Origin of the sequence: Leucobacter sp. UCMA 4100 (assembly GCF_027853335.1) — a bacterium.
GTDB lineage: Bacteria > Actinomycetota > Actinomycetes > Actinomycetales > Microbacteriaceae > Leucobacter_A.
In genome coordinates this window covers 2,483,266-2,495,780 of record NZ_JAFEUS010000002.1, presented here as the reverse complement: position 1 = coordinate 2,495,780, position 12,515 = coordinate 2,483,266, and the positions used below count along the sequence as shown (strand labels likewise).

The 12,515-nt window shown below is 61.5% G+C and carries 12 protein-coding genes; 3 read left to right on the top strand and 9 right to left on the bottom strand.

Going from position 1 to position 12,515, the window contains the following annotated elements; all coding sequences use genetic code 11:
• The first annotated feature begins 36 nt into the window (after positions 1–36).
• Complete coding sequence (gene rsmD, locus JSO19_RS11565; protein WP_270911821.1) at positions 37–663, top strand: 16S rRNA (guanine(966)-N(2))-methyltransferase RsmD; 627 nt, start codon at positions 37–39, stop codon at positions 661–663.
• A 78-nt stretch (positions 664–741) separates the two neighbouring features.
• Here the strand turns inward: rsmD and JSO19_RS11560 are convergent, their stop codons facing one another.
• The 3 genes from JSO19_RS11560 to gabT all read right to left on the bottom strand — a co-directional run bounded on the left by JSO19_RS11560 (position 742) and on the right by gabT (position 4,163).
• A complete protein-coding gene (locus JSO19_RS11560) occupies positions 742–945 on the bottom strand; it encodes a cold-shock protein (RefSeq protein ID WP_217134656.1) in 204 nt (67 codons plus the stop codon).
• Positions 946–1,328: 383 nt separating this feature from the next.
• Positions 1,329–2,795, bottom strand: coding sequence for an NAD-dependent succinate-semialdehyde dehydrogenase (locus JSO19_RS11555; protein WP_270911820.1), 1,467 nt, complete (start codon positions 2,793–2,795; stop codon positions 1,329–1,331).
• Between the two features lie 27 nt (positions 2,796–2,822).
• Complete coding sequence (gene gabT, locus JSO19_RS11550) at positions 2,823–4,163, bottom strand: 4-aminobutyrate--2-oxoglutarate transaminase (protein ID WP_270911819.1); 1,341 nt, start codon at positions 4,161–4,163, stop codon at positions 2,823–2,825.
• Between the two features lie 170 nt (positions 4,164–4,333).
• On the opposite strand from gabT, the gene JSO19_RS11545 reads away from it, so the two are divergent.
• A complete protein-coding gene (locus tag JSO19_RS11545) occupies positions 4,334–5,932 on the top strand; it encodes a PucR family transcriptional regulator (RefSeq protein WP_270911818.1) in 1,599 nt (532 codons plus the stop codon).
• On the opposite strand, the gene thiL is transcribed toward JSO19_RS11545, so the two are convergent.
• Positions 5,880–6,833 (bottom strand): thiamine-phosphate kinase, encoded by a 954-nt coding sequence (gene thiL, locus JSO19_RS11540; protein ID WP_270911817.1) that lies wholly within the window; start codon positions 6,831–6,833, stop codon positions 5,880–5,882. The two genes, JSO19_RS11545 and thiL, sit on opposite strands and share 53 nt — an antisense overlap.
• A gap of 53 nt (positions 6,834–6,886) precedes the next feature.
• On the opposite strand from thiL, the gene JSO19_RS11535 reads away from it, so the two are divergent.
• Positions 6,887–7,447, top strand: coding sequence for a DUF3515 family protein (locus JSO19_RS11535; protein ID WP_270911816.1), 561 nt, complete (start codon positions 6,887–6,889; stop codon positions 7,445–7,447).
• A 9-nt stretch (positions 7,448–7,456) separates the two neighbouring features.
• On the opposite strand, the gene JSO19_RS11530 is transcribed toward JSO19_RS11535, so the two are convergent.
• The 5 genes from JSO19_RS11530 to leuD all read right to left on the bottom strand — a co-directional run bounded on the left by JSO19_RS11530 (position 7,457) and on the right by leuD (position 12,515).
• On the bottom strand, positions 7,457–8,548 hold the full coding sequence (locus JSO19_RS11530; protein ID WP_270912144.1) for a D-alanine--D-alanine ligase family protein: 1,092 nt from the start codon (positions 8,546–8,548) through the stop codon (positions 7,457–7,459).
• The gene (locus JSO19_RS11525) at positions 8,548–9,669 is read right to left on the bottom strand and encodes an NAD(P)H-dependent glycerol-3-phosphate dehydrogenase (protein WP_270911815.1); all 1,122 of its coding nucleotides are present in this window, start codon (positions 9,667–9,669) and stop codon (positions 8,548–8,550) included. Before JSO19_RS11525 ends, JSO19_RS11530 begins: the two co-directional genes overlap by 1 nt.
• On the bottom strand, positions 9,662–10,372 hold the full coding sequence (locus JSO19_RS11520; RefSeq protein ID WP_270911814.1) for a lysophospholipid acyltransferase family protein: 711 nt from the start codon (positions 10,370–10,372) through the stop codon (positions 9,662–9,664). Before JSO19_RS11520 ends, JSO19_RS11525 begins: the two co-directional genes overlap by 8 nt.
• Positions 10,373–10,521: 149 nt before the next feature.
• Positions 10,522–11,904 carry a UDP-N-acetylglucosamine 1-carboxyvinyltransferase gene (murA, locus tag JSO19_RS11515; RefSeq protein ID WP_270911813.1) on the bottom strand — a complete coding sequence of 461 codons (1,383 nt, stop codon included), beginning with the start codon at positions 11,902–11,904 and terminating at the stop codon, positions 10,522–10,524.
• 8 nt (positions 11,905–11,912) lie between these two features.
• Positions 11,913–12,515, bottom strand: a complete 603-nt coding sequence (leuD, locus tag JSO19_RS11510; protein WP_270911812.1) for a 3-isopropylmalate dehydratase small subunit — start codon at positions 12,513–12,515, stop codon at positions 11,913–11,915.

Sequence of the window (12,515 nt, the reverse complement as noted above, 5' to 3'; positions counted from 1 at the left end):
CGCGGCTTTGTCACCACGAGCCGGTACCATGCCTGTATGACTCGCATCATCTCTGGCAAGGCCGGTTCGCTCAGGCTCGACGTGCCCCAAGCAGGCACACGGCCCACGAGTGACCGCGTGCGCGAGGCGATCTTTTCAGCGCTCGAGGCTTGGAACATGGTTGACGGGGTTCGGGTGCTCGACCTCTTCGCCGGCAGCGGCGCGCTCGGCTGTGAGGCCGCGAGCCGCGGCGCAACGTCGGTCGCGCTCGTTGAGAAGCACCCACCGGCGGCGCAGATCGTGCAACGCAACGTCGATCGACTCGTGACCGCTCTTGGCGGCGACTCGGCCACGCAGCTCACGGTTCACCGGCAAACCGCACGCGCGTTTCTCGACGGCGCGGCCCCATCACTCGAGGGCGCTGCTGACGGGGTGTGGGACGTGGTGTTCGTCGATCCGCCATATGATTTTTCTCAGGGGTTGCTCGCCGAGCACCTCGCGGCAATCGCGCCCTTCGTGTCTCGCGATGGCCTCATCATGGTCGAGCGAAGCACCCGTGACGGCGAGCCAGAGTGGCCAGGCGGCCTGGTGCTCTTCAAAGAGCGCAAGTACGGCGAGACGACGCTGTGGTGGGCCGAGCGAAGCGACCGCGAGCAAAACGATGCAGAAGGGTCTGAGGGCTAAGGCCCATGCCCCACAAATAAAACAGCGCGGCGGGCAACTGAGGGTTACTCAGCTGCCCGCCGCGCGGTCAGTCACGCTTTAGAGTGCGCGAATCGAAGCTGCCTGAAGGCCCTTGGGGCCCTGCTCTACCTCGAACTCGACCTTCTGGTTCTCTTCGAGGCTGCGGTAGCCCGAACCCGTGATCGCGCTGAAGTGTGCGAACACGTCGGCTGAACCATCATCGGGTGCAATGAAGCCGAAGCCTTTTTCAGAGTTGAACCATTTGACGGTGCCTGTAGCCATGTCGTCATTCCTTACTTACTATTGTGGATCACAGATGATCCGATAAACCGAGCCGACGGCGTCGCCACGGGGTCTAAAAAACGAGTGTGAGCGACAACCCTCAGCGAGCGTTCGGCGGGAGCGCAGACGATGCGCTCTAACACGGCGGAACGAGAGCCGGTGAAAGGTAAAGCACTAAAGATGGGTGTATCAATTCATTCAGCCGCCTGCACTCTCTCGAGCAGAAGCGGGTTGTAACTATTCAGTGCGAGTCGACAGAATGATACGCATTGCATCCCCCTGCCAATATCTGGCACCGGTTTCATCTTACACGCAGAAGGGCGCCGGTGTGAATCATTTTTTCATGACTCACACCGGCGCCCTGGGCTAAGGAGTGGAAAAACCTAGCGAGGAAGAACGGTGTACTTCTTCGAGAGGAACTCCTGGATTCCCTCAAAGCCGCCCTCGCGGCCAATGCCCGACTGCTTCATGCCGCCGAACGGAGCCGCTGCATTTGATGCGAGGCCCGTGTTGAGCGCCATCATGCCGCTCTCGAGCTTCTCGATCATGCGGTGGCCGCGGTGAATGTTCTCGGTGAACACGTAGCTGATGAGACCGTACTCGGTGTTGTTCGCGATCTCAACGGCCTCGTCTTCGCTGCTGAAGCGAATAATGCCGAGCAGGGGCCCGAAGATCTCTTCACGCATGATGGCCGACTGCGGTGACAGGTTGTCGACCACGGTGGGCTGGAAGAAGTTTCCGGGGCCCTCAATGATCTCGCCACCGGTAACGACAGTTGCGCCGGTATCGACCGCATCGGCTACGAGGCGCGCGGTGTTCGCCACGGCCTTGTCGTCGACGAGCGCGCCGATGTCGTAGCCCTCTTCAGCGCCACGGCCAACCGAGAGCTGCTTAACGCGGTCAGCGACGCGCGATGCGAACTCATCGGCGAGCGACTCGTGCACGATGAAGCGGTTTGCCGCGGTGCAGGCCTGACCGATGTTACGGAACTTCGCGACCATCGCTCCCTCGACCGCACGGTCAAGGTCGGCATCTTCAAACACGATGAAGGGGGCGTTGCCGCCGAGCTCCATCGAGGTGCGCAGCACGTTCTGAGCGGCTGCTTCGAGCAGCTTCACGCCAACGGGGGTTGAACCCGTGAACGAGAGCTTGCGCAGACGGGTGTCTGAGAGCAGCGCGCTCGACTGAGCGCTCGACTTCGAGGTCTGCACGACGTTCACGACGCCGGCGGGAACGCCAGCCTCTTCGAGCAGCTGCGCGAAGAAGATCGTCGTGAGCGGGGTGAGCTGAGCCGGCTTGATGACCACGGTGCAGCCGGCAGCGAGTGCCGGAGCGATCTTGCGGGTCGCCATTGCGAGCGGGAAGTTCCATGGCGTGATGAAGTAGCACGGGCCGACGGGCATGTGCGACACGATCATGGTGCCGGTGCCCTCGGGGTTGTTACGGTAATCGCCCTGTACGCGCACGGCCTCTTCCGAGAACCAGCGCAGGAACTCGCCACCGTACACGACCTCGCCACGTGCCTCGGCGATGGGCTTGCCCATCTCCATCGACATGAGCAGCGCAAACTCTTCCTTGCGCTCCATGAGCAGGTCAAACGCACGACGCAGAATGTTCGAGCGCTCGCGGGTTGGCGTTGCCGCCCACTCCGCCTGCACTGCTACAGCCGCGTCGAGAGCGCGCACCGCGTCTTCAACGGTCGCGTCAGCGATCTGCTTGATAACCTCGCCCGTTGCCGGGTCGATGACGTCGATGAGCTGACCCGATGCCGAGTCTTGCCATTCGCCTGCGATGCTGAGGCCAGATTGTACGCGGCCCAGCAGCTCTTGTTCTTGTGCAGTAAGTGCCATTGGTATCTGCTTTCTTCGAAGCGCGGGTTACGCGCTTGCCTTCATTGCTTCTGCGATGACACCGAGGCCCTCGAGCAGAAGCTCGTCTGAGATGGTGAGTGCTGGCAGGAAGCGTACCACGTTGCCGTAGGTGCCACAGGTGAGCGTGAGCACACCGTTGTCGGCACAGAACTTCGCGATGTGCGAGGTGAGCGCAGCGTTGGGCTTCTTTGAGCCTGACTCGACGAACTCGACGGCCATCATGGCACCGCGGCCACGAATGTCGCCAACGCGGTCGTCGGTCTTCTGCAGCTCGGAGAAGAAGTCGGTGATGATCGTTTCGATCTTCTGTGCACGCTCGAGCAGACCGTCTTCGAAGTAGGTCTCGATCGTTGCGAGTGCTGCCTCACACGCGATGGGGTTACCGGTGTAGGTGCCACCGAGTCCGCCTGCGTGAGCCGAGTCCATGATCTCTGCACGGCCGGTTACTGCCGAGAGTGGCAGGCCGCCAGCGATGCCCTTTGCGGTGGTTACCATGTCTGCTGCGAAATTTGAGTACTCAGCGGCGAACATCTTGCCCGTGCGAGCGAAGCCGGTCTGCACCTCATCGAGGATGAAGACGACGTTGTTGGCCGTTGCCCACTCCTGGAGTGCGGGCAGGAAGCCTGCGGCGGGCTCGATGAAGCCGCCCTCGCCCTGGATGGGCTCGATGATGATCGCTGCGAGGTTCGCTGCGCCAACCTGCTTCTCGATCTGCGAGATGGCTACCTCTGCCGCGTCTGCGCCTGAGAGCTCGTCGCGGAAGGGGTACGAGGTGGGTACGCGGTATACCTCTGAGCTGAAGGGGCCAAAGCCGTCTTTGTAAGGCATGTTCTTTGCGGTCATGCCCATGGTGAGGTTCGTGCGGCCGTGGTAAGCGTGGTCGAAGACGACGATGCCGTTCTTCTTCGTGTAGTGGCGAGCGATCTTGATCGCGTTCTCCACAGCCTCTGCGCCCGAGTTGAAGAGCGCTGAGCGCTTCTCGAAGTCACCGGGAATGAGCTCGTTGAGTTTCTCGGCTACCTTCACGTAGCTCTCGTAAGGGGTCACGGTGAAGCAGGTGTGGGTGAACTTTGCAACCTGGTCCTGAACTGCCTTCACCACGCGGGGTGCTGAGTTGCCAACGCCGGTCACGGCGATGCCTGAACCGAGGTCGATGAGCGAGTTGCCATCGGCGTCAACCATGACACCGTCGCCAGCGGCAACGGTGAACACCGGGAGGGCAACGCCGACGCCGGCTGCGACTGCGCTGTTCTTGCGAGCGAGCAGTTCTTGCGACTTCGGGCCAGGAATAGCGGTGACGAGCTTACGCTCCTGTGGCAGTGATGGTCCGCCAAGAATTTCAGTCATGATGACCTCCCTAGTGAGTGTGAGTTGTTGATCACGACCAGCGTACGACCAGGCCAGGCACACACCAATGCGCCAGAGTGTCGAAAGCGATAGAATTATTACGACACCCTGTCGATTGCGACACGGGTACCGAAATTCAGTCACGAGCGACACGCCGGAGGCCAACCCACATGCTCACGACCACCCCCACAACGCACCAGCACACGATCACGCTCGGCGACATCATGTCGAGCTACGAACTCGGTCTCGTCATGATCGCCGGCCAGAGCGAAGAGGCGGCTGAAACACCCGTGCAGTGGGTGCACTCGAGCGAGCTAACCGACCCCACCCCCTTCCTCACCCCTCGCACCGTGCTCCTCACGACGGGCAGCCAGTTCACGAATGAGCTGAGCGACGAACAGGCACGCGACTACGTCGAACGACTCAGGGAGGCCGGCGTGAGCGCACTCGGCTTCGCCGTAGAGATCATGCACGATCGCATTCTGCACCCGCTCATCGCCGCCTGCGATGAGACGGGTCTCCCCCTCTTTCGCGTGCCCTACGACACCCCCTTCATCGCCATCACGCAGCTCGCGACACGCCAGATCGCAGCGATCGGTTTCGAGCGCGAACGCTGGAGCCTCGAAACCCAACGCGCCATCTCGCGTGCCGCGTTGCGCAGGCTCGGGCTCACGGCCGCGATCGACGAGCTGGCGACCCGCCTTGATCGCTGGGTCACGCTATCAAATGCGCGGGGGATCCTCATTCATGCCTCTGGTGCGGCCGGTCGCGAGCACACGAGCGCGCCGTGGATCGTCGCCGCCATCAGCGAGATCGGAGAGCGCGGAATACGCGCCAACGTCACTAGGCAACACGAGGGTGAGCGTGTTCACTTACAGACCGTGGGTGGCATCGCTGGGGTGCAGGGCATCATCGCGGTCGAGAGCACGCAGCCCCTTGACCACGCAGAGCACAGCGCTCTTGAGCAGGTCGCAACCCTCGCGGCACTCCACTTCGAGCAGCACCGGCAGCTCTCGTCGGGCCGTTCACAGCTCAAGAGCGCGGTGCTGACGCTCCTGCTGAGCGGCGAGACCGAGACGGCTCACGAGGTGAGCAGCGCGTTTCAACACCACCTTCCCGAACACGACATGGCGCTCTTTTTCTTCGGCGACACCTCGTCGCTCTCGAACGAACGATTCGAGCAATTGCAAACCTTCGCATCGCAACTCACCGAGGTACTGCTTGGCGCGCACGACGAGGGGCTCATTCTCGTGACCCCGCCAAAGCACCGGGCGCGTCTCAGCAGCTTTTGTCAGTCGCTCGGCATCTCTGCGGGGCTCTCGAAGCGGCATCCTCTCGCCGAAATCGACATCGCCCTCACCGAAGCGAGGAGCGCGTACCGTTACGCCAAGATCGACCGCTCTGAAAAAGTCGTGCACAGCTTCGAGGCAGCAATGAGTGAGGGCGTCACGTCACTGCTTCGCGAGAGCGAGAGCGCAGCCGAGCGTGCCCGCGAACTGCTCTGGCCGCTCAGCGAACACGATGCCAGGCACGGCGAGATGCTCACCGCAACCCTCGAAGTATGGCTTGAGCACCACGGCCAAAACAGCCCAGCCGCGAGTCAGCTCGGGGTGCACCGTCACACCGTGGCAAGCCGCATTAAACTCATCGGCGAACTCCTCGGGCGCGACATGCACGACCCCTACGACCGGGCAGACCTACTCGTCGCGCTCTCACTCATCGGTTCTGAAACGGATCCCACCCCGCAGGCTGCACCGGCTCGCCGTTAACGAGCAGCGCCTCACCGCGTTCACGAACCGTCCCGATCGGGCAGAACCCTGGAGGCACGGGCTGTTCTTTGGGAAAGGTCGCGAGAAAGCCGTGGTCTTCGCCGCTGTGCAAAAGCGCACGAAGACTCACCACAACTCCGTCTTGCACGCCAAAGTGTCGCGTGAGGGCCGCTCCATCAAGGTCAATTGTGACGCCGCTTGCTCTGCCGAGCCTTGCGGCGTCAAGCGATAGCCCGTCAGAAACATCCATCATCGCCGTCGCATGAAAGGCACCCGCTTGGAGCCCCGACGCAATCGGGGTGACCGGCGCAAGTTGCGCCCGAACCTCGCGCGGCGCGAACTCCCTCGCTTCTGGCCCGTGAGCAAAGAGGGCAGCGAGACCGAGCGTCGAGAGGCCGAGCTCACCGGCATAGGCGACCTGGTCGCCGACGCGAGCACCGCTGCGCTTCACCGGGGCTTCGCCACGAAGATCACCCAGGGCCGTCACGGCGCACACGAGTTCGCTCGCGTGCGCGAGATCACCGCCCGCCACGGCGCAGCCGGGGGCAACGAGATCGAGCGCGTTTTGCATGCCCTGCGCGATGCCCTCAAGCAGCGAGACCTCGGTGTCATCAGGGCAGGCGAGCGCAATCGTGAGCGCGACCGGAACGGCCCCCATCGCGACAACGTCAGAAAGGTTCGTCATCGCAAGTTTCCAGCCGAGTTCTTCGGGCTGGGTCCAGTCGAGCCGAAAATCGTGGCCCTCGATCATCGTGTCGGCCGTCACAACCGAAGCCCCAGAAAACTCGACCACGGCGCAGTCGTCGCCGGGCCCGAGCGTTACCGCCGATCCGCCTCGAAAATGGGGCAAAATGCGGGCGAGTACCGCGGCCTCGCCGAGCGCTCCAACCGTGTCTGTCATACCCTCAACGCTAGCTCATGAAACGGTTCAGCTTTATGAATTAAGGTTGAGTCGTGCGTCACAGATCATTCACTCCTCTCTTGGCCTCTGCGGGTGCCGCAACCCTCTTCGTGGGGCTTCTCACCGGCTGCTCCGTTCGCGAGGTGCCGATGCATCCAGCCGAGAACGCGAATGACCCGGCGTGCGCCGACGTGATCGTGCGGCTTCCCGACGAAATCGGCGAGCTGAAGCGACGCAACACGAACGCCCAGTCAACCGGTGCGTGGGGAGACCCAGCGGGCGTGCTGCTCTACTGCGGCATCGAACCTTCGGGGCCCACGACCGACCAGTGCGTGAGCGTGAACGGAATCGATTGGATCATGGACGACTCTGAGGCCCCGCTCTTCAGGTTCGAGGCATACGGTCGCGAGCCCGGCCTCGAGATCGTCATCGATTCAAATCTCTCAAGCGGCTCAGTCATCGCCGAGTTCGGCGCCTCAGTATCGCAGCTGCCGCAGGTACGCAAGTGCACCAACGTGAGCGACAGCCTCGACTTCTCGGGTACCTCTGACGAGAACCCGACGGAACCCACCGACGACGCTCCCGCAGAAGACGCTCCCACCGAAAGCGAGTAGCCGCGAGGCTTAGCGCTTGGTATCGAGTGCGAGGTCGATGAGTTCGGTAATGAGGTCAGCATAGGCGAGCCCTGAGTGCTGCCACAGCTGCGGGTACATTGAGATCGGGGTGAAGCCCGGCATCGTGTTGATCTCGTTGAGCACAGGCCCGTTGTCGGTCAGGAAGAAATCAACGCGCGCGAGCCCGTTGCACTGTGCGACAGTGAACGCGAGAATCGCTGCCTCGCTGATGCTCGCGAGCTCAGCATCGGTAACGGGCGCTGGCAGCACGAGGCGCACTCCATCAGAACCCAGGTACTTCGCTTCAAAGTCGTAAAAGTCTTTGCCCTGAAACACGATCTCGCCGAGCGCGCTTGAGGCGCGGGGCAGCTCGCCTTGCCTACCCTCGAGCACGGCGATTTCAACCTCACGGCCCACGATTGCCGATTCAACAAGCACCATGTGATCTTCACGAAACGCGATGTCGAGGGCCTCGGGAAGCCCCTCGGGGCTCGTGACGCGGCTCACTCCGACCGACGAACCAGCGCGCGAAGGCTTCACGAACAGCGGGTAGGTGAGTTCGTCGAAGAGCCCCGTGAGCTCAGGATTGCGGTCGATGTCCATGCGGGTGACGGTGCGCCACGGCGCGACCTGAATACCGGCGGCCTGAAACAGCGTTTTTGAGACGTGCTTGTCCATGCACACCGATGAAGCGAGCACGCCGTTGCCGACGTACGGAATCGAGGTGAGCTCGAGAAAGCCCTGCACCGTACCGTCTTCGCCCCATGGCCCGTGCAGCATCGGAAAGACAACGTCGATCTCGCCGAGCGACTGCACTCCCCCGTGCGGAGCGATGACACGAAGCTCACGCGTGTTCGCTGACTCTGGCCAGACGATTCGTGTTCCGTTATCGTCGAGCGTGCGCAGCGGCTTCTCGTCGAGCGTGAAGGTCATGGTCTCTTCGTCAACGAGCGTAAAGCTGCCCTGCTCGGTGATGCCGACCGGAATGACGTCGAAGCGTTCGCGGTCAATGGCCCGCAGAATGCCGGTCGCGGTGACGCAGCTTACGGTGTGTTCGCTCGAACGACCGCCAAACAGAATGACAACGCGTGTTTTCTTCATCACGATCGCTCCCCCTTGAGTTTCTTCGTAATACGCTTCCAAATGGACTCTTTACCCGTTCCAAGCATAAGCTCTGGGGTTGGCACTCCGTCTTCGGTCGCGAGGTGCGGCCCGAGATTCTCAGGTTTCATCTGCTGGCGTAGCACCATTTGCACCTGTTCGACGATGGGCATCGAGATGCCCCGCTCCTTCGCGATCTCGAGCACGGGCGCGACCGAGGTAATTCCCTCGGCCGTTTGTGACATCTGTTCGCGGGTCTCTTCGAGCGAGTACCCCTGCCCGATGAGCCTGCCAGCGGTGTTGTTGCGCGAAAGCGGTGACTGGCACGTCGCGATGAGGTCGCCGACGCCAGCAAGGCCAGACATTGTGGCCGGGTTACCGCCGAGCCCAACCGCGAACTCGGTCATCTCAGCGAGGCCACGGGTAATAATCGCGGCTTTGGTGTTTTCGCCGTACCCCACCCCATCGACGATGCCGATGGCAAGGGCAATAAGGTTCTTCAGCACGCCGCCAAGCTCGGTTCCAACAACGTCGGTGTTGACGTAGCTGCGAAAGTAACTCGTCGTGCAGGCAATCGCAACCTCTTGCGCCACGTTCTCGTCAACGCACGAGGCCACCGCTCCAGTCGGCTGTTCCTTGGCAATCTCGAGCGCAATGTTCGGCCCTGACACGACCGCAATGCGCTCTGGTTCGAGGTGCAGCGTGTCTTCGATGACCTCAGACATGCGCAGGTTCGTCTCGCGCTCGATGCCCTTGATGAGGCTCACGAGCACCGCGGTGTGGTGCAAGAATGGCTCAATATCGAGCAGCGTCTGGCGAAACGACGAACTCGGTACCGCTAAGAAGACGAGCTGAGCACCGCGCAGCGCATCCTGCAAATCCTGTGTCGCTTTAAGCGTCTTCGGCAGGTTGATGCCCGGCAGGTACTGGCTGTTGCGCTTGCCCACCTGAATCTCTTGCGCGACCTCGTGACGCCTTGCCCAAACCGTCACGTCGTTCCCAGCGTCGGCGAGCACCTTTGAGAAGGTCGTGCCGAAGCTGCCAGCACCGATCACGGCGACCTTGCGGCCAGCATTTCTCTGGGCAGGTTTCTGCGGTTTTTTCTGGGTTGTATTACTCACCGGTGCGCTCCGTTGGTTCGGTGGGCTCGCCGCCGAAGCGGCCAGTCTCACTCTGCCCGCGGGCACTCGGGTTCCATCTGGTCTCGGGCGCTTCTTCGCCGCGCAGCTCAGAAAGCAGCTTCGCGATCTCATTCATGAGCTTCTCGGTTGCACGAGTGACCGTTTTCTGGTCAATGTGCTGCCCCTCAAACTCAGAAAGATCGAGCGGATCACCGATCGCGATCGTGATGCGTTTGCGCGGGAAGGGCCGAATTTTCTTGCCGTAGCGTGGCATGAGCTCCTGGGTGCCCCAGTGAGCAACCGGGTAGATCGGAATGCCGCCCTCGAGGGCGAGCCTGACCGCTCCCGACTTTCCGCGCATAGGCCAGAGGTCTGGGTCGCGGGTGAGGCTTCCCTCGGGGTAAATGATCACGCAGGCATCGCGCTGAATGAGCTCTGCCGCGGCCCCCATGGGGTTACCGTCGCCCGTGCTGCCGATAATGCCAGAACGGTCGACCGGAATCTGACCCGAGGCGTTGAGCAACCATTTCACCACGGGAATCTTGAACAGGCTCGCCTTCGCCATAAAGCGTGGCAGCCTGCCCATGTGCCAGGTCATGGCCCCGATGACGATCGGATCAATCTCGCTGTAATGGTTCGGCGAGAGAATGAAGGCACCCTTTTGGGGAATCTTCGAGTTCGGCGTAAAACGGTACTGCACCATGAGACTCCACAGTGGCAGGACGAGTGAGGCCAGGAGCCAAAAGAAACTCGGTTTCTTTTTTTCTGCTGACCATCGGCTCCGTATTTTGACCGTTTCTACCATGACATCCATTATCGCCCGAGGGTGCCCCCTCACGGGGCATGACTCCCCTAGCCCTCGTAAATAAAGTCTGCGCCAAGCAGGCGAAGCTTCTCAATAAAGTTTTCGTAGCCTCGCGAGATGATGCCAAGGTTGGTGACCTTCGTCTGCCCCGTCGCGGTCAGCGCGGCGATGAGGTGGCTGAAGCCACCACGAAGGTCAGGAACCTCGATGTCAGCGCCCGTGAGCGGTGTTGGCCCCGTGATCACGGCGGCTTGCTCGAACTCACGACGGTTCACGCGGCGAGAGGGGTCACCGAGACCCTCCTTGTACACCGTAATATCGGCACCCATCATGTTGAGCGCATCGGTGAAGCCGAAACGGTTTTCGTACACCGTCTCGTGAATCGTCGAGGTACCGATCGCCTGGGTCAGCGCGACAACGAGCGGCTGTTGCCAGTCGGTCATGAAGCCAGGGTGTACGTCAGTCTCGATGACGACGGGCTTGAGGTCGCCGCCCGGGTGGTAGAAGCGAATGCCGTCATGCTCGACGTCAAAGTCGCCGCCGACCTTGCGGAAGACGTTGAGGAAGGTCATCATCTCTTCCTGCTTCGCGCCCTCGATGTATACGTCGCCCTTCGTCGCGAGAGCCGCTGCAGCCCAGCTGGCAACCTCGTTACGGTCGAAGATCGCGTCGTGGCGGTAGCCACGCAGCTTCTCAACGCCCTCGATGAAGATCACACGGTTTGGCTCGATGCTGATGATCGCGCCCATCTTCTGCAGGATACAGATGAGGTCGACGATCTCTGGCTCGATAGCCGCGTTCCGAAGCTCGGTCGTGCCCTCAGCGAGCACGGCCGTGAGCAGCACCTGCTCGGTTGCACCAACCGAGGGGTACGGCAGCTCGATGTTGGCGCCCTTGAGCCCGTTGGGGGCTTCAAGGCTAATGCCCATGGGCTGCTTCTCGATCACGGCGCCGAAGGCACGGAGCGCGTCGAGGTGAAAATCAATGGGACGGTCGCCGATGCGGCAGCCGCCCAGGTCAGGAATGAACGCCTCACCCAGGCGGTGCAGCAGCGGGCCGCAGAACAGGATGGGAATGCGTGACGAACCGGCGTGCGCATCAATGTCGGCTTTATGGGCCACCTCGACGTTCGTGGGGTCGAGGCGCCACTCGCCTGACTCACCGCGGGTCACGAGAACCCCGTGCAGGGCGAGGAGCCCGGCAACGACTCGTACGTCAGAGATGTTCGGAACGTTCGTGAGAACGCTCTCTGAGTTGCCAAGCAGCGATGCGACCATCGCCTTGGTCGCGAGGTTCTTAGCCCCACGAACCTTGATGCGCCCCTTCAAGGGGCTCCCACCATTGATGATGATCTCATCAGAGGTGAGGCCTACGCGTGCAGCCGCCTTTTTTGAGTCGAGCTGCAAGCCAGCCTTGTCTTCGTTGGTCACGCAAACTCCTAGCTTGTATGTGCGGGTAACGTTTTCGGCATCCACGCTGGTCGTGTTGCCTCAAAGTCTGTGATCGCTTGCTCGTTGCGAAGCGTCAAAGAAATGTCGTCGAGCCCTTCAGTGAGACGCCATTGAGTGTAGTCATCGATATCGAACGGAACCACAAGGTTACCTACACGAACCTCACGGTCTTCTAGGCTGACTGTCAGCTTCACGCCGGGTTCAGCCTCAATGACCTGCCAGATCTTCTCAATGTCGGCCTCGTTCACCTGGGCCGCGAGCAGCCCCTGCTTGCCTGAGTTGCCTCGAAAGATGTCACCAAAACGTGATGAGAGCACGACCTTGAACCCGTAGTCACGCAGCGCCCATACGGCGTGTTCGCGCGACGAACCGGTTCCAAAGTCAGGGCCAGCAACGAGAATCTGTGCTCCCGCGTATGCCGGCTGATTCAGCACGAAGGTCTCGTCGTCTCGCCAGCGCGAGAAGAGTGCGTCGTCGTAGCCAGTCTTGGTAACCCGTTTCAAGAATTCGGCGGGAATGATCTGGTCGGTATCGACGTTCGAGCGGCGCAAAGGGACCGCTACACCGTCAAAGGTCACAAACTTTTCCAT